Origin of the sequence: Variovorax sp. E3 (genome assembly GCF_016082275.1) — a bacterium.
In the GTDB taxonomy this organism is placed as follows: domain Bacteria; phylum Pseudomonadota; class Gammaproteobacteria; order Burkholderiales; family Burkholderiaceae_C; genus Variovorax.
In genome coordinates this window covers 1-22,154 of record NZ_MOWM01000019.1, presented here as the reverse complement: position 1 = coordinate 22,154, position 22,154 = coordinate 1, and the positions used below count along the sequence as shown (strand labels likewise).

The following is a 22,154-nucleotide window of genomic DNA, read 5'->3' as shown; positions in this document are numbered from 1 at the left end:
GTCTTAGGCCCAGCCGTTTCGGATGTCCGCTTCACAGCGGCTTCCAGAGCCGTCAGTTACATCAGTCGTTCAAGTGCGTCTACAAGTGCAGTCCCCGCGCGGGCATGACGTTCAGACCGCTTCATGATGACGGCGAATCTGCCAACCACATCAGCGACGCCTCTCTGTGACGTGGCGGTCATCTCGAGATTTTGCAAAATATCTATGAACTTTTGCAAATTACTTGACATGAATTTCATGCTACCTCTCTCAAAGCGCGATAGTTGGCCGACGTCGATGGAGGTCCCACGTTGTATGTCGTGAAGCGTTTTTTCTGAGTCGCTTGCGCTTTTCGCGAAGTTCAGCGCCAAGAGCGACAGGATCGGGGATTGACTTGCTATGCGTCCACATTTTGCATAAAATTATGCACATAATTTTGCAATTCGCAAGTATGGCCGTCTATGTTGATGATGAACAGGTGCCTTGGCGAGGGAAGCTTTGGTGCCACCTGGTTGCCGATACCCTCGGGGAGTTGCACGGGTTTGCTCGACGCCTTGGGCTACGCGAGGCTTGGTTCCAGTCGCAGTCGACCTACCCGCACTACGATGTGACCGTCAGCATCCGAGCTCGAGCACTCAGCATGGGCGCAATGCCCGGCGATCGCAGAACCATGATCACATGTGCGAAAGTTTTGCGGCAACAACTAAGCGTGCAGCGACCAGCCATGTCACAGTGCTTACTTTTCGCGGAAGAGGGGCCGGACCTATGACTAGCAAAGCCAGCGCGACGATCGCCAGAGTTCACCTGACACTCTCGCAATATGAACAGAGAGCACACGCCGCAAATCAGTTCAGAGGGCAAGCAGAGGCATTGAACCAGCTGAGGTTTGGCCTGTTCGGGGAGATCGGCGGATTGCTGGCAGCGGTCAAGAAGTCACACAGAGATGTGGGCGCTGCCGAACAAGCCATTGTGCGAGAGGAGCTCGGCGACTGCGTTTGGTATCTCACTGCGGTTGCCGCCGAGTATCGGCATTCGTTCGAAGAGGTCGGATCAGCAGCGCTGCTCGAGCTACAGCGTCGTTTCGCAGTCAACAAGCCTGCGCTTTCCGGCGCCTTGACGTTTGTACCCTTTGACGGGCTCCTCGCGCTGTGCCATGAGCAGTTGACGAGCCTGGATCGATACCACCAGCTTTCCGACCTCGCAAGCCATGCTGGTCAGCTGATGAATGGCAGAGGGGGGCCGGACCTCGCGAGTACCTCCGCATTGGATCTGCTGGGCGCACTTATGGCCGACATGGTCACCGTAGCAGGAATGTTCGAGCTGACGTTCATCGAGGTTGTGCAGTTGAATCTTGAGAAGTTCGAGTCGCGTTGGCCTCAGAGCGAAGCTCTATATGTCGAGCCATTCGATGGTGTCAGACCGCTCATTGAACAGTTTCCAAGAGTGTTCGAAATGCACTTTGTCGAACGTGAATATGATGACGGTAAGCCGTACGTCATTCAACGCCTCAACGACGTGAACATCGGCGATCGCTTGACGGACAACCGGACCCAGCCCGATGGGTACCGGTACCACGATGTTTTCCATCTAGCGTATATCGCGCATCTTGGATGGTCGCCGGTCATCCGCTCTTTGCTGAAGTTGAAACGCAAAGGGGACAAGAATCTTGATGAAAACGAAGACGGCGCGCGCGCATGATCATCGAAGAAGGTATTGCGACCTGGATCTTCAATCATGCGCATCGCCGCGATTACTACGAGAACACAGCCATCGGAAAGCTTGAGTATGGCTTGCTAAAGCAGGTGCGCGACATGGTTGACGGCTATGAAGTAGCGACATGTCCATTGTGGCAATGGGAGCGAGCCATTTTGGACGGCTTCAAGGTGTTCCGGGCGTTGCGGGATGCGGGCAGCGGAATCGTCAAAGTGGACATGCTCAACCACACGATCGACTTTGCGCCATTGGTGGTCCCGCCTGACCCCACCCCACCGCCACGTATCAGACGGCCGTTGAACATCGGTTCATCGTTACCCCTTCTCGAAGATAAATTATGACTCCTCGCTCATTCGTCGCCGCGCTCGCGGAGGTTCAACTTCAAGGCGTTTTCAACCCTTATCGAGACCAGTGTGAAGTCCATGATCTTGCGGATGCTCCAGCCACGCGCCGTAGAAATCTTCGAGACTATCTGGGCGCTGTCGAGGAGCTCGGAGCCGATACGATCTGGATGGGACGCGACCTAGGCTACCGTGGAGGACGTCGCACAGGACTGGCCTTAACAGATGAGGCGCGCCTCTCACTGTTCAAGCGGCACTACCCTGGTTCTTCCCCGAAAAAAGCGACCAAAGGACCTGCTATAGCAGAGCGCACCGCAGCAGAAATCTGGGCTATTTTGTCGCGCGTCAAACGGCCGCCGTTGCTGTGGAATGTGTTCCCATTTCATCCGCACGAGCCAAACGATCCGATGACAAACCGACGATTTGCAGCCCGTGAATTGAGTATGGTCACGGATCTCAATGCGGCGCTTATCAAGTGGTTGGGTATCAAGCGCGTCGTATGCATAGGACAAGACGCTATGACTTACGCCGCAACTTTTGGTGTCGAAGTCGAATGCGTACGGCATCCCAGTTACGGCGGTGTCACTGAATTCCGCGCAGGCATGCAGCGCATCTACGGCGTCGCTCTGCTGCCTGCTGAGTCCCCTCAGTCGGCCTTGTTCTAGGTTCTATGAGAGCGCCTCGATTTAGGTGAACAAGATTGCGTTCGAAACGCTGACTCCTCCCCATTCCTGAATGTCCAACTCTGCATGGGTTGACAAACAGCTCAGTGTGCCGACCGAGAGGCCTGCCTGCGCGGAGACAAAAGACAGCAGTTGCCCGAGCCCGATGAGATTACCCAACGCCCTTGCGCAATAATGGTGTGATCTATACACGGCAGTTAAGTCGACGGCATGGCCACCGTCAATCGGCACCCGTTTAAAGCTCAGGTGCGAAAGGCAGGGAAGACCCATCCATTTGCGACCATCGAGTGAGGGGTTGTACGTTGGGACGTCGCCGCCGACGTCTTCCGACTCGCCAAGATCTTCCTGTGGGTCAGCGATACCCAATTCGTAGGTGGATGAAAAGGAAACCTTGTCGCCATTTTCTTTTTGGGGTTGCCCTGCGTCGCTGAGCCTGTGCACGAGCAACTCTAGCGGGTTGATGCGCTCCCCTGGGTTCTTGCCAGGGCGATCAATCATGCGGGCGGCATATGTGCCCCAGGAGCCCGACTTCTTACCTCGCTTCAGCATCGCCATGTACTTTTCATAGTACCCGGGCGCCCGAATCGACGATAGACATCGATAGGAAAAATCGTACCGGCGACCGTCCGAAGTGTAAGGTTCTTCGCGTCCAAGGCTTGATCGACCTTTGCCATGATTTCCCGGTCTTCTTGCGTCAAAGCAAGTGGACTTTTGATCTCAAGCAGCAGATTCCTGGCTTGTCGCTCGGGTTGGCCGTCCAAGTGTCGGGCGGCTGCGAGCCACGTCGGAACAACGCGGTCATAGGTATCGAAAAGATTAGCCATGATCAGATCAAAAAACCTTCAAGTAAAAGCAGGTTGAGATGGGTGACCGAGATCCACGCATGTCCGTTGACGCCCCAAGCGGTGCCCCACGAGTTGCGAAGCAGCAGGTACTGATCTGCCGTGTCTGGCTGAACGCCCACACCGACAATGATGAGGGCATGGTACTGATCCGGAATCACGAAAGGGTCGAAATCAATGACCCCGTTCGAGGGCGTAAAGACAGATCGAGCGATCTGAATGACGATGCCTACCGGTTGACCGGATAGCGCGCTCGAGACGATCTCACTGCTCTGCATGTCGGGATGGCGGCTGATCCTTGATGTATGTAGAGAGAACTCGCCGCTCGGCATGACGAGCGGCGCTTCTGGGTCGTCATGCTTGTACGGATAGGCTTCTTCAAGAGGTTGACCTGGTGAGGAAACCGCACTGAGCACCTCGTCCATCTGAAATCCGCGCGCCGGTGTCCAGTCTGCAGCAGCGATGGCGGCGTGATGGCAGAGAAATTCGGCGCTCAAATGGCTCACGTCATTCGCGGCGGCGTTGAGGTCAGAACCAGCAAATACAAGGCAGGTTGGTCGCCTTCCCTGGTCCCTTGCCTCGCCCAACTTTGAGGAAAAATCGATGATCGCCTCGATCATCGATCGCTTCTGCTTTCCGCGAGGCGTCTTTCCCGCTCAGGCTGCGGGAAGCCAGCCTTTAATACTTTGAATTCGGCGGCCAAGCTGAACGCATCAGTGGTGCTCGACGCTGGCTGCCATGGCGTGGACTCCCGCACGGCAAGCGAATGTCGCTTGGAGACCAGCTTGCTGTGCGCCTCTTCGATGTCTTCTGCAGTTGACCCGACTGACGCTGCTTCTGCCATCAGTTCGTAGCGCATTGGACTCCCGTTACCTCCGATGACGACGGGCCTGTTTGGTGTCTTCCCCGCTTGTCGTGCGTCTCGAACAAAGGGCTGCAAGGTAAAGCCTTCGCTCTGTACCTCATCAATGGACCAGAGATGTCCAGAACCTGCGTGGTTTGGGAGTTCAAAAATGAACTGATCACCCATGGCGGGCTCAAGGATTCGATCTCGGTCAGATGAGTTGAGAAGCCAAACGTCCTTTTTGGACTCGTTCGGAGACCTTCCGTCCAGCGTTTCACGTTTTAGCGAGATCGGCTGTGTGTTCACGATTTGGTTCGCATCGGCGATCGCAAGATGGCCGAGTCGCACCAACGACCAGACCATCGCCTTGTAACTGATGCCCAACCGGAGGGATAGTTGATAGACGATCGCTGGACGCCGAAGCTGGCTTCGAGACCAATTTTTTTGTCGCATCGTGGCTGCAACCAGCCAGGCGGGCGCGAGAAGAGCATATGCAAACTGGTTCGCCTCTTGCTCCACCATCGCCGCATTCCGGCCAACATCCACAGAGACATCGGACGTGCTCTCGTGTCCTAGCGCGAAGTGTCCCAGTTCGTGCGCGCACGTCATGTGCACAAGCCCTCTCGGCCTGTCCCAATTTACGATGATCCCTGGGGCACCATCTTCGCGGAGGAATCCCCCAAGAAGCAGGTCGAACTTTCGATACAGGACCACCACGTCCGAAGCACTGGCGATCAGCTCGGCATCAACCCGTGTGTAGCCTTCCGAAACTCGCTTTTTCGCCTCAAACTTATCCAGGATCTCTGAAGCGCGTCGCACAGCTGAGAGGAGGGCTTCGCGCTCGTTCATTTCGGGTCTTGCCGTTTGGATTTCGGCGCGTTTCGCAGGAATGTTGCGAAGCGAGCAAGTTCGTCCATGTCCTTCTCCGACAACCCTTGCGTAGCTCGCGCCAGAAATGCGACCCGTTTCTCGTCGGTCTTCAACTCACCCGTCAGAAGAAAGCTGACCGACTGACCGTAGAGAGCGCTGAGCTTGTCCAGTTCGATCGCCTCCACCTTGCGAATGCCGGCTTCGATGTTCCCAACCGCGGGCCGAGAGATTCCAAGTACAGACGCCACCTCTTCTTGGGACAAGCCAACATAGTCACGAGCCTCCTTAAGCCTACGGGCGAGCTGTGCACGCTGGTCCTCAAGGTCGGCGCCGTCCGAAATACTCATGGCGTTTGCTTCGAGGCTACGTAATCCAGGACTGCGGCGGTCAGTTTGGTGATGAACTCGTCCTTGGTTTGGTAGCCCCCTGCTTGAATGACCGTGTTGGGAATTTTCAGGCCGGTGATTGTGTCGAGTGTGACGAGGACGTCCACGGCGGTCATTGACTCAACAGGGCCAACAAGATCATCAAGGGTGGAGGCTTCCCCGCTATCGCACGGGATCGCGCGCTCATCCCAGAACGCGTCCAAAGCTTCTTTGATCCGTTCGGCAAGGTCCGCCATGGTGATGCTCCAAAATTAAACAATAAATGTACGAAAATCGTACATTCATCTGCTCTTGGTGGCAAGGCCTTTGGCCTGTGAAGGCGTTGAACGTTGACTTTGCCCATGCTCTGCCTACGATTAAGCGTTTAGTGCTCGGCTGCAGCTGCGTGGTGGACACTGCTGGACTGCGTCACGGTTGCTTCGCAGGGCGCGCTGATCGCGGTTGCTCCCTACTATTCGCTCGCGCTCGGTTGCTGCTGCAGACGGTGCAGGATCTCCGTGCAGTAACTGTCGTCTTGAGCATAGATAATCAGCTGGTCCATTGGGATGCATTTAGACGCTGAACTCGTTAATACGATGCTGGATGCGGCTATTGAGACGGTGGTCGATTTCAACGACCGGCCCGTCATCCACTCTGAACGCGGCGCGCACTATCGCTGGCTTTGTTGGCTATCGAGCATCGCAGATGCGAAACTCATTCGCTCGATGTCCCTCAAGGGGTGCTCGCCTGACAACGCCGCATCCGAAGGCTTTTCGGACAGCTAAAAACGGAATTGTTCTCCCTCGGGACTGGGGTCGCCACGATCGAGCAGTTCATCAAAAAAGGTGATTCCCATATCCGCTGGTACAACGAAAAGCGGCTCAAGATCTACCTTGGCTATCCGAGGCTATCAAGTACCCAGCGAGTCTTGGCTTTGGGACGTAAAACCAGTCCTAGTTCTTCTCCGCCCTTCCCGCAGGTGAGGATTTCATGGAAAGCAACAACTTTTTGTCTTCACGTCGGCGTGTTTACTTTCCGAAACGTAATAGAGACCCGGCGCCCTCGCAGCAAGCCTTGCTCCTTGGGCCGGCGCGGTATCTCGTGGCTCCAAATACTACGGGCCGCTCCATCTAAGACGGCAGCACTCCCACGCGGCAATAAGACTTTATATTTCTCATCATTGCCTGCCTCAGTCCGCCGGCTAAACACCATTTCCCAACTTTCGTTGAGACTGATAGTGATCACGGGTCCGCGAAAGCACGACGGACAATCGATGTGCTTATTGATACCTTGGGCGCCAACGTATTCATTAACAATGACTTGGTCGGGGAGCTCATTTAGCAAGCCTTTTTGGAAGAGTCGCTCACCAAGGTCCGCAGCCCACACAGGAAGCGGTCCAAGAAACGCTTCCCCATCAACCTTTTTTGACTTGTAATCGTATCGCCAGCCGTAGTGCTGGACACGCCTAGCCATCCCGGTGTCCCACTCCGAATCGTCAATCAGCGAAAGCAAGTTCCTCTCTTCAGAAGAGGAAACGAAATCCGCGACTATTTGAAGGCCTTCTGGAATCTCGGCTCTGATAAATTCATCTGCGACTTTCTTCTTCGTCGACCGGACTTTTGCATCCTTCGTCGTTGCGGGCCTAGGTGCATCAGCATGCTCCTGTGGAATAGTGCTCGGCGGGGGCGCTACAGGTGGCTTGGGAAGTAGATGAACGAGCGAGGCGGTGGCCAGCCAGGTTTGAAAAGCTGAAACGTCAAGTTGAGTGACGATTCTCGCGCCTGCAGGGACCGCAATCTCAATGCGTCCTCTTACAGCGAGTACACGGCGCTCAGGTGAAACACTTGCTTGTCCATCGCCAAGAATGTCGAAGTCGCCGTCTTCGAAGACCAGAGTCGGGCGAAGTTTTTCAGGGCAGAATTTCTGGGCTATCAGTTCGGCTTCTCGTCGATTCGCCGGAATCGAAAAATCGACTTGATACCAACGTCCACGGTTGCTAAACCTTTGCTCGCTCAGTACAACACTGTCGGATCGCAGGACAATCAAATCGTCCTCGATGCCCCAAGACAGAGGTGCACGAGGCAGCGAACCCCACGGTACTGCCTCCTTCGAGTCAGATGATGGCCAAGTGCTTAGAGCGGTCAGTCGCCGGGCATGCGGGCTGCCGCGCAGATGTAGCGGAAGCATTCGAAATCCGCACATATAGCCCGTGAGAACTGCTCCCGTCCACCACGCTCCTGGAGGAACCGAACGCCAGTCTTCTTTCCATCCAACATACCGGTCCGGCGAGGGGCGCAGCAGAACTAATTGCAGTGTCAGGCCGAGCAAATCGTCTTTCAATCCAATTTCTTGTATCGTCCCGCGATCTTGCAGGAGGGCAGTACTTGAGGCAGATAGTCGGTTCAGCCTCTCTTCGCTTTCGCCTGCGTCTCGCGCTCGCTTGCAGATCTTCTCGAGTATCAGTCTAGGCTTCCACCCTGCCACCAACTCAGCCGCTCTCACTTCTTCAAGGATGGCCTGCCACAAAGGGGATGACGTGACGCCCGCATTGGCGCTTTGATCCGACCAAGGGGATGCTGCGAGCCAAGGTGCCTGGACGCGCTTCGCGGCCAAAGCCGGCGAAGACTGTGACAGCCATTCACATAGGAGATCCAGCCACGGTCCAATCGTTGGTACGGCCCAAAGTGCCATTGCTGCAGCGCCACGGCGTGCATTCCAATCAACGGGGGGAGAGCTGCAACTCTCGCGAACTGGCGCAGGGGGCGGTTCTATATGCTCTATCAGGGCAAGTTCAAGGGGCTGCGTTGGCAGCTCCATGTCTGCGAAGTTCCGAACCATAGCCAGAAGGTGCGCCCGTTGCTCGTTAGTCTGCACGCTAAATCGCCGAACAGCGAAGAGCGGCAGTGGACCGTCCCAAGCTACAACCTTGCCTGGTGTTGTAACGTCCTGCGCGCTTCCCTTAATCCAAGATTGTCCATCCCAGATCCATGTAGCGCGCGAAGGTAGCTTGCTAGGGTCGAACCACACAACCACGGCTGTTCGGTCTGCAGGCAACGATGTTTGACATGCTTGGTCAACCCCCAGTAGGAGTCCGTCCGCACTCGCCGAAAACAACCACTCCTCGCTTAGAAAGCGCATCCAAGCTCGGTGATCCAGTTCGATCACGAGCAACGGCAATCCTAGTCGATCGCTCGCCTCAGGAGGGGAGGCGCGAAGCAAGTCTAGCTGGCCGCCGGCGGGAGAATTCATCTGTCAAGTATCGGAGGAGCGGGTAGTGATGCCAATTGTGCCTCGGTCAGCGTCTCGGGGCCGTTCACCAACACCAGGCTGTCGCGTGCTCGGGCGCTCAACATGTACATCCGTCGATAGTCCACCTCCTGGGCGGGCGGCAGCGATCGCCACAGATCCTGCAGGTACAGCGTGTCGAACTCCAAACCGATCGCGGATTCGCCACAGATGACCGTAACGCCGTTGTCGCGCATGCGAATGGCATGTTCGACCCCGGTATCGGCGTCGCTCGTATAGCTGTCGACGCGGGTCGCACCAAGGCGCTGCCTTAGGAGCGCAGCAAGATGCGTGACTTCTGTCTTGCGAAAGACGATGACCCCGAGGGCTTCTGCTCTATTGGCATACCTCGACGCCACCGTGTTTGCAAGATCATCCCAAGTTGCCGCCTCTATCAGCCATGGGCGGTCGAACCCACCTCCTCGTCTCGCGGCCGCCCTTGGAATAACTCTGTTTCGATGGAAGTGTTCGGCGAACTCCACGATTTCCGCTGTGCTGCGGTGATTTATTAACAGCGGTAAAACGGCCGTGAAGCCGGCCGCGTGATACTCCGCGACTTTCGAACCACGGCCCAAGGTCGCTTGATCCTCATCAGCGAAAAGAGAAACAGCCTTAGCACCAAAACGTACTGCCCATTGAATGAACTCAATGGGCAAATTTTGTCCTTCATCTATCACGAGATGATCGAGATGAGGCCGCACACCAGCCTTTTCATATCTTTCGAGTACCGCCGCCCAGATGAATTCAAAGGGCCTTGACTGAGGCACGTATGCGTTAAATCGCTGGTAGTAATCGCCTGCGACCAGCGAATGCATCGTTTCGGTCCGGATTAGCGCTTGGTTTTCTTTGGCAAGTTGCCCGGCGACCGACGTGAGTAGACGGTTGCGTGTGACCATCACTACACTGCGGCGATGTTCGGGCGAGATCAGAAGTCGAGCACGCAGAATCGCCATCGATGTTTTCCCTGCACCGGGCGGACCCACAACCAAAATCGAAGCGTCTACCGAGTACTCAACGACTGCAAACTGTTCTTCCGTGATCTCACTCAAGGTAGGCAATTTCATTTAAAAAACTCGCTTATCGGCAAATTTGCCACTGCTGGCCTGGAAAAAAGAGCGTAGTGAATGTCGCGTGGTTTATCCGCCTCTGCAAAACGCTCCTCTTCCTCGATAAGCATCGGAAAACCGGCATCCTCTAATCGCTTTTTGAACGCGGGAAATTGCGCGCGCGGCCCGTCTTTAGCCGAGTTTGTGTACAAAATGACAGCTGGCCCCCAGCCAATTCGCTCGCGAGCAGCAGAAATTTCGTTCACAAGGGCCTCGACATCCAGCGACGAGCTCGCGAGAAGATAGGAAAGCACAAAAACAGTGACCTCCCCTGCGCGCCGCGCGCCGAAATCGATCTCATCCACCGACCCGTGAAAGCTGACTTGCGTCTTCAAGTTCATCTCGCCCAACGCTCTCACTTCTTGAGCAAGCTCCGACCCGAATTCACACATTGAAGCTGCGCGATCAACACCGAAATACCGGAAAGCCGCTCCGTTTCCCACGACGTTTGCCAAAGCGAGTCCGGCGGTGAAAGGTCCACATCCGATATCAACGATCGTAGCGCCATGCACCATGTCCAAGTTCGGAGCGAACTTCGTGAAGGCGTGGATCAATTCATCGACGTGGCCTTTTTGATTAATGTACGCGTACAGCATCGCACGATCTCTCGGAGAGAAAGTCCCAAGGTGTTCGTTGAATTCTGCTTGCCCGCCTTTGATAACGTGCTGATAGACCCAATCAAAACTCTTCCCCAAAAGAGAGCCGCCTTTGCTTCGGGGGTCGTTTAGGATGGGATTTACAACGAGGCGACGCCTCAAATCGTCTAACCAGGGCTTTCTACGGGGCACGTTGTCTCCTCGAATAATGCTGCAAATATACAGCTGCGTGACCCAAATGCAGCAGGTCCTTGGAAACATTTTTTCACAAGATCGCGATTGGATAAAACTTTCAACCATGTCGGCGAACTCGTGTCAACCCTAGTTTTGGGTATTCGAAGCTTCAAAATTAGACGCAAGCGATGCGGCGCTCTGTACGGCCAGAACTCTTCCTGCGGATCTGGACCAAGGAAGACGAAATTTCATGCCTCTCGCGAGCGATTACTTCGAAAATGCAAATACGCTTCGGCCCAACAAGGTCGGATCGCCCAAGCGCGCGCAATGATCCTATCCTTTAAAATTTAGGGGGGCGATAGCTATGACTGCAGATGAATATCTCGATGTAGCGCGAGATAATTTGGGCCCATACTCTGAAATCGTATTCGACATTCTCGTGAATGATCTACGAGTTCCAAAAGGACTTTTGGAACAACAACTTCGGATTCGAATATACGTCGACTCGTTTTTATCGACTAAAACGTAATTTGCGCAAAGGGATACGCAATTTGCCAGAACGGCAGCGGCGCGTCGAGGGTCGATAGCAAGGCTGAGGCATGTTACTTCGCTCCGTCCCCTCCAGCAATTTTCACCAATCTATCGGCTTTAGCAGCTGAGGCAAAGGAAATCGGTATTTCCGGGAAAAGCCTGGCTAGAATTCTTTTATGCCACGAAATTACACACGCGACGGCAATGTTTAAATTTCAAGATGGCTTGACAGCGCAGGTGCGTGCATATTGCGCATTTGATGGAGACAATCAGATTTACCGGTCCTTTCACGAGACTTTGGCATTAAAGGTTTGCGAAAATCTTACTAGAGCAAGAGGCGCTGAAATTTACCAAGAGGATCTTGAAGCTTATTTCAAGAATGTCGAGAGCAGGGCAATGTCTTCTTCTTTTGATCTTGGGTATCGGCAATATTTCATGAAGTACAAGACTATTTCTAGCGCTTCATTTTGGGATGAGTTAAAGCTTGCCTTCCCAATCGCCGAAGAGTTGGCGCACCCGCAATAGCCCAAAGCTCAGCCACCTTGTCCTAGACGGCGGACGCGACGGCCTGACTTTGCATAAACGCCCGGAGTCTCGTGCAAGCGGAGTCGGTTCGCTATGCTGTCGAAGTCGGGAACGAGTGCGTCGGTGCGGCGCTCTTCAGACTGAGGTTTGGCTGCCACTAGGTTGATAAGTTTCGCAGCCTTGCCGTGGTCTGAAGCGGCTTCTTTGTTAGAAAGGAATCAGCAGAATTGCCCGCCGCGGCTACTTAGAACGGAACAGCGGGCGCACCTAACTGCCATTGCCTCTTTGATGCGACCAAGAACTTCGCCCGCCTTGCTCTTGCCAAATTGCACTGATTTCTTGAAGCGCCTCGATCTGCTGTAGGCGTAGCAAATGCATCAGGTCACCTTGACAGCCGAAGACGAGGCGGGCATGTTGGCATGCAGCGGATACGGTGGCGAATTACTGGGCGGAGGCTCGTCAACTCGACAATGCAACACCGAGCTGCTGGAGCACCGGCATGATCGGATTGACGTAGGCAACGCCGGTCTCGCTGACCGCAAACAGCAGCCCCACCGCGGCGCCGCGCTCATTGACCACCAGGGATCCGCTGTCGCCGTGCGCCGCGAATGCGCCTGAAATGCCGGTGACCTCTATCTGTCCTTTGAAAGCAGCAGGACCATTTTGGTAGTCCACAAAAAAGTCGCTGACTTCGATGGCCGTTACCCTGCCGCTCGTCAGACCTGTGGAACGCCCAATCTTTCGCATCAGTGAGTTCCTTGAGGCCAGCGCGGGCGGAAGGCTGGGGTTATAGACGAAGCCTGCGCCATCAGGCGGCGCCAGCCTAACGCCAGCAGTCATGCGTGCCACCGCGCAATCCACGACATTGGCCTCGCCGGAGAAATCGAGCTTCACGCAGCGGGCAAAGCGTGCCACGGTGCTGGTTTCGGGCCTGCCGCCATCGTCGGCGCCTGGGTCGATCACCGGATCGTCAAGCACCGCGTCGTTCTCAAGGGCGATGACGTGGTTGTTGGAGAGCAACATGCGCTCCCCAGTCGATAGGTCGGTGACTGGGCAACCGATGGTGCCTGTGCCGGTCAGGTAATGCGAAACCGAGGAATCGCCGCTGCGGATCCACATTGGCGCGACGCCGATGGGGAAAATTCGGCCCACATAGCGCAGGTCCATGTCAGCAGCCCGATGGCGCGCGAACACCTTATTGAGCGTCTCCACGCGATAGCCGTGACGACAGATTCGCACAGCGACGCGATAGTCCCCGGCGCCCGCGCCCTGCGCGATGCCCACGCTCAGCAGCGGGATCGCGGGTTTGTTCTTCGCCCAAGCCTGACCCGGTGGACGGTTGGCCAGTTGTTGAACATGCTCGAACAGCGTGTCCTGAATGTCGCGCTGGATGACTTGCTTAGCTTTGCGCGCCGCGTTGAGCTTCATTTGGGAATCTCGAAGTTCCTGCGCTTGAGCTTCTCACCGGAACTCTCGAAGTCGGCCCGGATCCAGCCGCTGTCGCGATAGAAGACACGGTCGTAGCTGAGGCTGCGTCGGCGGCCGTGACGGTGGCACGAATCGCCAAGCCGCCCGCATAGTCCACTCGATCGTTCAGAAGCAGCCGCTTCGTCGTCAGCGTGTAGCCGCCGGACTTCAGTAGAACCAGCGTTAGACGCCCGGTTGCAGCCATCGCTTCCTTGATGGCGCGGAATTGCGCGCTCACAATCAAAGGGGAGAGACCGGACGTCGCGTCCACTTGATAAACCGTATCGACATATGCTTCGGCCTGCGTGACCAGACCTGCGGCCTTGGTCTTGAACGCGTCGAAGTTGGGGGGCGGCTTTCGGTTGGAAAGCGCCTTCAATTTAAAGGTGTCTTTCGCCCTGGTGGCAGCGGCGATCTCCTCGTCCAGCTTGACTGAGGCATCGAGCATTGCCGTCAATGCATTGTCCAACCCGTTTGCCTTAATGCTGATCTGGTTCACCTCATTGATGATCTGACCGATCTTGGCGTCCAGGGCCGTGGAATCGTTGTCCACGTAGTTCACCGCGGGCGCCGCTGTCTCGCCGGGGTCATTTGCGCACATGGAAAGCGCGGCCGACATCTCCGTCTGTGTGAGCAAATTGTCCACGCTCTGGAGTGTGCGTTCAGACTTGAAAAGCGCGGCGAGCCCCGCGGCTCCCTTTACAAGTCCGGTGGCCACGTCGATGCCGCTGGCGACCGCAGTCAAGGATGCTGCGCTGATCCTCGCCCCCCCCGCCGTACCGTTGATCTCATTGGTCATCTGCCTCACCTGAAAGTCGGCCGTACTCAGCTTATTGCGGAGTTGCTCGCGCGCCCGACCGATCGCCAGATCCTTTGCTGCAGCTTCAATGGCATCCTTGCTTGTGATGTACACCTTCGTGATGCCCTTGTTCGAAAGGTCGTCGCAGAGGGCTTGTGCAGCGAGTTCGAGGCCTTCGAGCGAGACCATGTACATCGCGAAGGTCATCTCTTTGGCGCCCGTAAAACTCCCTGATGGCGGCGTGACGCCAGCGGCTGTTGCGGGCGTCGCAGCATCGACTTTGGCTTTCTCCAGTTCGTTCTTGACCGTGAGAAGGTCCTTCTCTTTCGCAGCAAACATCTTGGCCTTGTCGAGTTCCAAGGCACGCTGCTTCTCCTGTTCGGTGAGTTTGTCCGCCGGAACGTCGTCGGCCCAGCCGGGCTGTGCAGCCAGCATCAACATTGCAGTTGCGAAGCCGCCGAGGATTTTTCCTCCCACGATCCGCTTCGTCGTCATGGCGATCTTTCGATAGCTAAGGCTACAAGACCAGGATCTTTGGCCACTTCTTCGAGACTTTCAAAGGTTCCCATTTGACATCCCTCCAAGGAGTTCGAGAACTCTATCGCCTGAAGGGAGATGCGCATCCCCTGTTTTAGGTATGCGCACTCCACCGCACTTGGCGTCAAACGCCAAAGAGGTGAACGCTCTCGTTAAGACGCCGGCACTCGTGCCAAGAGGATCTGGCGGAACACCCGCTCGGCCTGGTCGTAGGTTATTGCCGGCTCCTCCTTACGCATGGCGGCAACTACTGCAGCCATGTTGGGACCAACCCGTTCGAGAACATGGAGCGCCGCAGCGATGGCGCTGGTCAGCCTACCCTCGTTGAACTCGACACCCAAGAGGCGCTTGACTCGACGTTGAATCGAACGCAGGGTGAGTTCGTCGGAGACCCGGCGAGCACGCACTGACTCCAAGGCCTTGTCGTCCAGACTCACTGCATGACCTAGCGAACGGAACGCCTCATCAATGCTGCCCAGTTGCAGCTCTGTCTCGGCCTTCAACACCCAGTGCTCAGCCCTTGCACCCGTCAGTGATACCAGCGCGTTCAGCGCTTCAAGAGCCTTTGCGGGCTGTGCCGTGGCGTGGAACGCTTTTACCAAGTTGTCGTGACTGGCAAAATGGATGGGGTCACGCAGAATGGCCGCCTCGAAGTACGGTAGCGCAGGCGCCCAGCCGTAAAGCTTCACAACGCAAATGCCCGACAGATTTTCCTTATAGGCGGATGGGTCAGAGGTATCCTGCGCTAGCACTTCCACGGCCTCTTCGTATCTGCGTAGTACGTACAGGCTTTGAGCAAGGTCCAGATGCACTTGTGCCAATGAAGTGCATTCCATCGCTTGCCTGAAGTAGTTCACAGCCATCTCATGCTCACCGAATCGAGCATGAGCTGCGCCTTGATTGGCCAGCTTGGCATACATCGCTAAGCTATCCATACGGTCTTCGACAGATACCAGATCCTCAAGTCCGTGAGACGAGCCCAAGGCTCTCAGCGCGGTCATCAGTTCTTCTATCGTCTGGAACCTGTCCTCAGGACCCTTGGCGCAACACTTGGCGATGATGGGCAACAAAGGGGAATTGAACTCCGGGAGAGCTCCCTGTTGATGCACATACCGGTACCAGGGGAAAACGCCCATGCCCCGTCTGTCGCCCATCGGAAACGCCATGTGCCCGATAGCCATCTCGTAGAACGTGAGACCGAGACTGTAGATGTCGCTGCGGCAGTCACACGCACGTGCACTATCGAACTGCTCTGGTGCCATGTATGGTGGCGTACCAAATGTTGCGCCGTCTTGCGTGAGCATGGGCCCGATGCGCATGCCATCGCAATTTGAGTGGTCCGCTCGGATGTTGGGAACGATGCCAAGCGCCGCCAAGCCAAAGTCGGAAATTCTTGCATTTCCCGCGCCGTCGATGAGCACATTCGCAGGCTTGATGTCCCTGTGCGCAGTCACTCCATGCCCGTACGCATGCGCGAGCCCTGCGCAGCAATGGACTGCCCATTTCAGCTGCGTGGCAAATGGAATGGTGCCAAGGGCTATGTGGTGTTGCAGAGTGACGAGTTCTTCCCCGTTCGGTGCCACGTAGTCCATGACAAGACCTATCTGGTCGCCTTCCTTCTCAATGAAGCGCGCGGCGACCACGTGCGGGTGCCCCTCAAGCCCGAGGAGCAGCTTCGACTCATGTTCGAATCGCCTGAGGTTATTCGGCGGTGCGACTGTGTGCAACAGCTTCAGTGCATAAAAGCCGGCGAAGTGCTCGGGATGGGCGTAGACAAGAAGGACTTCTCCGCAACCGCCGACCCCTAAGCGCTCGACGACTTCGTACTTGCCATAGAGAATGTCCCCAATTCGATGACCAGAATTTTCCCCCGAAGGCACTCCGTAACCGAAGTCGCGGAGCCCTGACAGCTGTCGCCGGAACAGCTTGAAAACTGCGACGACTCCGGCTTCGTCCCGGTTCTCCATGGTGCCGAGAAGCATGTGAGCCCGGTGCTTGGCGGTCTTGGGATTGGTCTCCACCAACCAACGAACGAAGGCCGGGTTTTTCGCAGCTTGTGCCCAGGCCGGCTCCTGCACATCCAGGGCATCAATGACTCGTCGAGTGCCGGCCTTCTTGTGAGGACGCTGCAGCATGAAGTCAAGGCAACGCTGGATGGCTGACTCAATGTATTCGGTGTCTTTCATGTGCTTCTTCCGAGTTATCCATATCAAAATGGGCGCGGGTCAACCGTCTTAGGCGAGGGCTGAACGTTACTCAGCTCATGGCGCACTTTTACGGTAGTCGTCTAGCTCGCCATAGCCACCTCTGGCGGAGTCACCTCGTTGGTGGTACCTCCCGCCTTTGGCGTCGGGCGGTACTCCAGTAGCAGCCTCATCTCGGGAAAAAATAGGCCAAAGAGTTTTTTATTGCGACTACTCGAGAAATAGCGGTGGCCCATCCGACGATTCGATCAAGTTGCAGAATTAAGGCGGCTGTAGGCAGTCCACGGCGCAGCTGCCTTTCAGCCAAGTTGGAAGCAAGAACAGACGATGATGAGCAAGAAGCTGCGCCAGCACGACGGCGACGAGGCACCGGCTGATGATCAAACTAGGCTATCAGGTCTGCGGAACGAGCGACTCGAATACAGCCGAGGAAAACGGAAGCATTCTCTCGAACAGTTCGTCGACGTCGCCCACCTGACCCCCTTTGTGCTGATTTTTTGGCATCTGGCTGAGAGCTTGAGAGCCACAAGAAATTTGTAAACCTCCTTGCTCGCCCCGGTCTTAATCTCGGCCAACGACCCTGCCGTTCTGCAGGTCGTCGAAGCGGCCAGATACTCCGCTAAGCTCGGATCATCACATCACGTAGCCGGCAGATCGCTTGGTGTCTTGCGAAGCCGAACTCGAGCACGCCGTGAGCGAGCGCTTGCTCATCGGTTATCACCAGCCAGCCGCGGCCTTCGCGCTGATCGATCTGCACCATGAGGTGACGATGATGACCGTCTAGGCCCGGTTTGGGGCGAGGGATGCCTTGCCCGAGGGCTCCACTGAACCGGTGCTTGAAGGAAGCGTAAAAAAGCGGGGAATGGGGCAACCGATCCCGTCGATGCTCGAAATGATCGAGCGCAACTTCAGCCGCCTCATCGCTCTCGCGACCTCAGCAGCGTGCAGTGAGACAGGGCCGCCAATGCGTCTGCCCCAGCGTGAACGAGGCGGGAGGAAACCGAGTTCGCGAACTGGCGGTGTCCAATATCGGCCCCGGGTTGAGGGGCTAGCGTAGCGCGTGGCAGCTTGCGCCTTATCGTAATGCTCAATTGGGCTTCGCCCGCGATTGGCCGCAGCGATGCCGTATACTACGAGCGTGCCATCCGAGGCATGGCTCATGCGCAACGCGCGGCAGCCGAATCAGGACGACTCCTGTCGGAAACCTAGTTAGCCACGACCGTGGCATGGTTTTCTACGCCTTTTGGAGTCGCAAGATGATTTTTTCCCCCTATCCAACAGAGCTCGATGCTCAACGTGCAGACATTGCACTAATCTCCGCGGCGCTACCCGCAGAAGTTTTCTCGCACCTGCCGTTCCAGCTGCCGATTGCCAAGCCTGCCGTAGACCCTCGGGACGCGGAGAGCCTGGCCATTTGGTGCTATTTCGGCATGATCATGATGCCGTTCAAGCCGGAAGACTTCAAAGAGCTGTCGAACGTCAAGCATTTCAAGCACCGTCTTGGGTTGTCGATCGATTCGCTGCAATCGCGCAAACGATCGGAGGCGGACGAGTGTGAACTGGAGCTCTGTCTATCAATCTTGCATGAACTTGATCGGGGCGCAGGCCACCAAAAGCGCATCGAGTTCTATGCGAAGTATCTGGGTTACAGCAGTTTCAACGACTACCTCGAAACACTCGAAAAGGTCAACCGGCTTTGCAAAGAGAAAGGGGTTTTTAGCTTTGTCACGCTCGCCCACCCTGGCTCTTATTTCAAGCACCGCGTTGCCGGCGAGCCGGCCGCCGCCCTTTTTGGCGACAAGATCAGCGCTTATGAAGAAGCCCTGAAGGGACTGGCTCCGTTCTGGCTGGATGCCACACTCTTGGTGCTGGAGAACAAGTTCTTGTGCCTGCGCATTGAACCGATCGCTGGACTTCTGGTGGTGTTTGAACAGAAGCCAACTGGAATTGTCATGGCGACCACGGTCGGCGCCACGCTACAGAATTCCGGAACCAGATGGGGGTCGTATCGTGCCGCGATGCCGAGCATGGAGTCCTATCACGCGATGCTTTCGGAGCGCGCTCGTCAATTGTTTGGCGATGTTGCAGTGGAGTTCCTGGAGGGTTGGCAATGATGGTCGGAAAGCCAAGCCTGCGACAGGTCATTGCAGCACTCAAGGAAGCTGAATCAATCTGCGTGCCCGAAGGTGATAACGAGGGCGATTCACTCAATCGTCTCGCCCCGTTTCTTTGCGACCTGGACTACGAAAAGTTCGAGAGAGCTCACCTGCTGGCGTACGACTACGCGCGCGGCCCTGACGGCGGGGCGGATCGCCGTTCACTTATGGCGCTACGTCGGCACGGTTTTCCGGCGAATCTCGGCCCCGATCAGTATGACGCGCTTCGTCTCGCGGGGAGCGTGCAAATCGGCGAGAGATCACTCGACATTGGTGACCCGCGGAGCGAGAGGACTCGGATCAGTGAGCAAGACGCGGCAAAACGGGACGGGCTTCCTCGTTCATCGCTGGCGGTTCTGACTGTCGTGGCGGATGTCGCACTAAGGGATTGCGGCACACGACTCCAACAACTGCTTTCGCGGTATGCCGTGCCTTATGGCAGATAACGGCGAGTGGCCGGATGCTGCAGCCGTTCATGGCGACTGGCCGTCACCAAGCCGCCATGACGCAAGTTTTCCCATGCTTGGTTAGGCGCAACTGCGATCGTGGTTGCGCCTAACTGAGTGCGTGTCCACCCGGCCGTGGCGGAGAGCCGCCACCCACCAGCGCCACCGCGCTGGACGTGTGATGCGGCGAGCAGGTCGGCCGCGACATCCACCGCGACGTTGCAAAGGGCCCGCCCAGGCTGGCCACGGCGGCGCTTTCCAATGCCTCGTCGATGCTCATCGCCGGCAGCAGCCCGGCGAAGCGTTGCGCGAGCATGGACTTGCCCGAGCCCGGCTCGCCCATCATCAGCAGGCTGTGGCCGCCGGCCGCCGCGATTTCGAGCGCGCGCTTGGCGCTCGCATGGCCCTTCACGTCGGCCAGGTCGGCATAGCGCGGGCCGCTCGCGGCGGGCGCCGCCTGAATCCGCGCCCAGCCGTCGGCCGGCGGATCGGGCCATTGCGATGCGGCCTCGCTGTCGACGACGAACTGCCGCACCACGTCCAGCAGATGCCTGGCGCCATAGACCTCGCCGTCGGGCACCAGCGCGGCCTCTTGCGCACTGTCCAGGGGCAGCACCAGCCGCGTGGCCACGCCGCGCGTGTGCAGGGCCAGCGCCATGGCCAGGGCGCCGCGCACGGGCCGCAACTCGCCCGACAGCGAGAGTTCGCCCGCGAACTCGTGCCCGGCCAGCCTGGCGCCGTCGATCTGCCCGCTGGCCGCGAGGATGCCCAGTGCAATGGGCAGATCGAAGCGCCCCGAGTCCTTCGGCAGGTCGGCCGGCGCGAGGTTCACGATGATTTTCTTGTTGTTCGGAAACTCCAGCCCCGCGTTCTGGATGGCCGAGCGCACGCGTTCGCGCGACTCCTTGACCTCGGTTTCCGCCAGGCCGACCAGCGTGAAGCTGGGCAAGCCGTTGGCCAGATGCACCTCGATCGTGACGCTGGCCGCTTCCAGCCCCACCAAGGCACGGCCTTGCACCAAAGACAGACTCATTCCTCTCCCTCTCCCCAAGATGGTGCGGTCGCCTGGGGCGTGCCCGCCGTGGTGCGCTCCAGACGGGAGCTGCAACCAGCCGAAACAAGCGTTGTAACGATTTCGCTCTCAACGCGAGCCGTGCGCACCGCCTGGGGCAGAGGTATTTGTGCAGTTTGGCACGCTCCCTGCTTTGAGCCTCCCAGGTCCAACAACACACTTGCGAGGAGTTTCCCGATGACGCACCGTACCGCCGCCCAGGCGCTGATCGTTCTGGCTACTGCATTGACCGCGTCGGGCGCCGCCCTGGCGCAGGCCACGACGGATGCCGCGGCAGCACCGGCGGCAGCACCCGCCCCGAACCTCACCGGCAACGTGTCCCTCACCACGAACTACAAGTTCCGTGGGCAAGACCAGGACATGCTCGGCAAGAACGACTACGCCAAGACCAAGGGCTTCAAGCCCGCGATCCAGGGCGGCCTGGACTACGCCTTCGGCGACAGCGGCTTCTACGTGGGCAACTGGAACTCCAGCGTCAACTGGCTCAAGGGCAACAGCATCGAGATGGACGTGTACGGCGGCTACAAGTTCAAGGCCGGCCCGCTGGACATGGACGTGGGTGCGCTCACCTACATCTACCCGGGCAACTCGTCGGGCAACACCACGGAGTTGTACCTGGGCGCCACCTACGCCAACGAAACCTTCGGTTCGTTCACCGCCAAGTACTCGCACACCGTGTCCAAGGACTACTTCGGCTACGCCGGCAACAAGGCCGGCTCGGGTTTGAAGGGCACCAACACCGGTTACCTGAACCTGGCCTACAGCAAGGAAATCGTGCCCAAGGTCACGCTGAAGGCGGCGGTTGGCTACACCAACATGTCCAGCGACATCCGCAGCCTGGGCTACAAGAGCTACGTCGACTACAACGTGGGCGCGAGCTACGACTTCGGCAACGGCCTGTCGCTGACCGGCTCGGTGCAGGGCGCGAACAAGAAGAGCTCGTACCTCGCGGTGGCCAACCCCGGCATCGACGTCGGCTTCGGTCCCTTCGGCCAGACGACCTACTCGCCGAACAAGGCGCGCTTCATCCTGACGCTGACGAAGACGCTGTAAATAAAACAACGAGGCGCGGCCCAAGCTGCCGCACCATTTCATTTCCATCCAAAGGAGAAAACTCATGAAGCTGGTCACAGCCATCATCAAACCGTTCAAGCTCGACGAGGTGCGCGAAGCACTGTCGGCCATCGGCGTGCAGGGGATCACGGTCACCGAGGTCAAGGGCTTCGGCCGCCAGAAGGGCCACACCGAGCTGTACCGCGGCGCGGAGTACGTGGTCGACTTCCTGCCCAAGGTCAAGATCGAAGCGGCCGTCTCCGACGACCTCGTCGACCGCGTGATCGAAGCCGTCGAGGGCGCGGCCCGCACCGGCAAGATCGGCGACGGCAAGATCTTTGTCTACAACCTCGAACAGGTCGTGCGCATCCGCACCGGCGAAACAGGCCGCGAAGCCCTCTGACCGAGTCCAGGCCCGAAAGAACAACGACTATGAAAAAACTGCTTGTCTCTCTTGCGCTCGGCTTGAGCGTGCTCGCCGCCGGTACGTCCGGCTTCGCACAGACCCCGGCCGCGCCCGCCGCCGCTGAAGCCCCGGCCGCCACGGCACCCGCCGCCGCCACGCC

The 22,154-nt window shown here is 57.4% G+C and carries 19 protein-coding genes and 3 pseudogenes; 10 read left to right on the top strand and 12 right to left on the bottom strand.

Annotated features, from left to right (window positions below):
* Positions 1–403 precede the first annotated feature (403 nt).
* The 3 genes and pseudogenes from BMG07_RS09735 to BMG07_RS09720 all read left to right on the top strand — a co-directional run bounded on the left by BMG07_RS09735 (position 404) and on the right by BMG07_RS09720 (position 2,698).
* Entirely contained in the window at positions 404–748 is a 345-nt protein-coding gene (locus BMG07_RS09735) for a DUF4031 domain-containing protein (protein WP_307866925.1), read from the top strand.
* Positions 658–2,033 (top strand): annotated as a pseudogene (locus BMG07_RS44045) (nucleoside triphosphate pyrophosphohydrolase family protein). Before BMG07_RS09735 ends, BMG07_RS44045 begins: the two are co-directional and overlap by 91 nt.
* On the top strand, positions 2,030–2,698 hold the full coding sequence (locus BMG07_RS09720; RefSeq protein WP_198084387.1) for a uracil-DNA glycosylase: 669 nt from the start codon (positions 2,030–2,032) through the stop codon (positions 2,696–2,698). Before BMG07_RS44045 ends, BMG07_RS09720 begins: the two are co-directional and overlap by 4 nt.
* 21 nt (positions 2,699–2,719) lie before the next feature.
* Here the strand turns inward: BMG07_RS09720 and BMG07_RS09715 are convergent, their stop codons facing one another.
* The 5 genes from BMG07_RS09715 to BMG07_RS09695 all read right to left on the bottom strand — a co-directional run bounded on the left by BMG07_RS09715 (position 2,720) and on the right by BMG07_RS09695 (position 5,894).
* Positions 2,720–3,271 carry a hypothetical protein gene (locus tag BMG07_RS09715; RefSeq protein ID WP_198084386.1) on the bottom strand — a complete coding sequence of 184 codons (552 nt, stop codon included), beginning with the start codon at positions 3,269–3,271 and terminating at the stop codon, positions 2,720–2,722.
* 271 nt (positions 3,272–3,542) lie between these two features.
* Positions 3,543–4,178 carry a C1 family peptidase gene (locus tag BMG07_RS09710; RefSeq protein WP_198084385.1) on the bottom strand — a complete coding sequence of 212 codons (636 nt, stop codon included), beginning with the start codon at positions 4,176–4,178 and terminating at the stop codon, positions 3,543–3,545.
* Positions 4,175–5,251, bottom strand: coding sequence for an ImmA/IrrE family metallo-endopeptidase (locus tag BMG07_RS09705; protein WP_198084384.1), 1,077 nt, complete (start codon positions 5,249–5,251; stop codon positions 4,175–4,177). The genes BMG07_RS09710 and BMG07_RS09705 overlap by 4 nt, the downstream gene beginning before the upstream one ends.
* Positions 5,248–5,619 (bottom strand): helix-turn-helix domain-containing protein, encoded by a 372-nt coding sequence (locus BMG07_RS09700; protein WP_198084383.1) that lies wholly within the window; start codon positions 5,617–5,619, stop codon positions 5,248–5,250. The genes BMG07_RS09705 and BMG07_RS09700 overlap by 4 nt, the downstream gene beginning before the upstream one ends.
* Positions 5,616–5,894: a hypothetical protein gene (locus BMG07_RS09695; protein WP_198084382.1), complete on the bottom strand. Its 279-nt coding sequence runs from the start codon at positions 5,892–5,894 to the stop codon at positions 5,616–5,618. The genes BMG07_RS09700 and BMG07_RS09695 overlap by 4 nt, the downstream gene beginning before the upstream one ends.
* Positions 5,895–6,182: 288 nt before the next feature.
* Between BMG07_RS09695 and BMG07_RS09690 the strand changes: the two are divergent.
* Positions 6,183–6,582, top strand: a pseudogene (locus BMG07_RS09690) (IS3 family transposase); the annotation flags it as partial.
* A 69-nt stretch (positions 6,583–6,651) separates the two neighbouring features.
* Here the strand turns inward: BMG07_RS09690 and BMG07_RS09685 are convergent.
* The 3 genes from BMG07_RS09685 to BMG07_RS09675 all read right to left on the bottom strand — a co-directional run bounded on the left by BMG07_RS09685 (position 6,652) and on the right by BMG07_RS09675 (position 10,624).
* Entirely contained in the window at positions 6,652–7,683 is a 1,032-nt protein-coding gene (locus tag BMG07_RS09685; protein WP_198084381.1) for an alpha-ketoglutarate-dependent dioxygenase AlkB, read from the bottom strand.
* 1,199 nt (positions 7,684–8,882) lie between these two features.
* Positions 8,883–9,986, bottom strand: coding sequence for an AAA family ATPase (locus BMG07_RS09680; RefSeq protein ID WP_269758812.1), 1,104 nt, complete (start codon positions 9,984–9,986; stop codon positions 8,883–8,885).
* Complete coding sequence (locus BMG07_RS09675) at positions 9,983–10,624, bottom strand: hypothetical protein (RefSeq protein ID WP_198084379.1); 642 nt, start codon at positions 10,622–10,624, stop codon at positions 9,983–9,985. Before BMG07_RS09675 ends, BMG07_RS09680 begins: the two co-directional genes overlap by 4 nt.
* Positions 10,625–11,533: 909 nt before the next feature.
* On the opposite strand from BMG07_RS09675, the gene BMG07_RS09670 reads away from it, so the two are divergent.
* Positions 11,534–11,854, top strand: coding sequence for a hypothetical protein (locus BMG07_RS09670; protein ID WP_198084378.1), 321 nt, complete (start codon positions 11,534–11,536; stop codon positions 11,852–11,854).
* A 459-nt stretch (positions 11,855–12,313) separates the two neighbouring features.
* Here the strand turns inward: BMG07_RS09670 and BMG07_RS09665 are convergent, their stop codons facing one another.
* The 3 genes from BMG07_RS09665 to BMG07_RS09655 form a co-directional block, all read right to left on the bottom strand.
* A complete protein-coding gene (locus BMG07_RS09665; protein ID WP_198084377.1) occupies positions 12,314–13,282 on the bottom strand; it encodes a hypothetical protein in 969 nt (322 codons plus the stop codon).
* Positions 13,254–14,615, bottom strand: a complete 1,362-nt coding sequence (locus BMG07_RS09660) for a hypothetical protein (RefSeq protein ID WP_198084376.1) — start codon at positions 14,613–14,615, stop codon at positions 13,254–13,256. The genes BMG07_RS09665 and BMG07_RS09660 overlap by 29 nt, the downstream gene beginning before the upstream one ends.
* A gap of 194 nt (positions 14,616–14,809) precedes the next feature.
* The gene (locus tag BMG07_RS09655) at positions 14,810–16,843 is read right to left on the bottom strand and encodes a protein kinase (protein ID WP_198084375.1); all 2,034 of its coding nucleotides are present in this window, start codon (positions 16,841–16,843) and stop codon (positions 14,810–14,812) included.
* A gap of 348 nt (positions 16,844–17,191) precedes the next feature.
* On the opposite strand from BMG07_RS09655, the gene BMG07_RS09650 reads away from it, so the two are divergent.
* From BMG07_RS09650 to BMG07_RS09640, 3 genes are all read left to right on the top strand, one after another.
* A complete protein-coding gene (locus BMG07_RS09650) occupies positions 17,192–17,401 on the top strand; it encodes a hypothetical protein (protein ID WP_198084374.1) in 210 nt (69 codons plus the stop codon).
* 686 nt (positions 17,402–18,087) lie between these two features.
* Positions 18,088–18,975, top strand: coding sequence for a hypothetical protein (locus BMG07_RS09645; RefSeq protein ID WP_198084373.1), 888 nt, complete (start codon positions 18,088–18,090; stop codon positions 18,973–18,975).
* Positions 18,972–19,463 carry a hypothetical protein gene (locus BMG07_RS09640; protein WP_198084372.1) on the top strand — a complete coding sequence of 164 codons (492 nt, stop codon included), beginning with the start codon at positions 18,972–18,974 and terminating at the stop codon, positions 19,461–19,463. The genes BMG07_RS09645 and BMG07_RS09640 overlap by 4 nt, the downstream gene beginning before the upstream one ends.
* Before the next feature lie 127 nt (positions 19,464–19,590).
* On the opposite strand, the pseudogene BMG07_RS09635 reads toward BMG07_RS09640, so the two are convergent.
* Positions 19,591–20,496: pseudogene (locus tag BMG07_RS09635) on the bottom strand (YifB family Mg chelatase-like AAA ATPase); the annotation flags it as partial.
* A gap of 216 nt (positions 20,497–20,712) precedes the next feature.
* Between BMG07_RS09635 and BMG07_RS09630 the strand changes: the two are divergent.
* Together BMG07_RS09630 and glnK are read left to right on the top strand one after the other, a co-directional pair.
* On the top strand, positions 20,713–21,588 hold the full coding sequence (locus tag BMG07_RS09630) for a TorF family putative porin (RefSeq protein ID WP_198084371.1): 876 nt from the start codon (positions 20,713–20,715) through the stop codon (positions 21,586–21,588).
* A gap of 64 nt (positions 21,589–21,652) precedes the next feature.
* On the top strand, positions 21,653–21,991 hold the full coding sequence (gene glnK, locus BMG07_RS09625) for a P-II family nitrogen regulator (protein ID WP_007833403.1): 339 nt from the start codon (positions 21,653–21,655) through the stop codon (positions 21,989–21,991).
* Positions 21,992–22,154 lie beyond the last annotated feature (163 nt).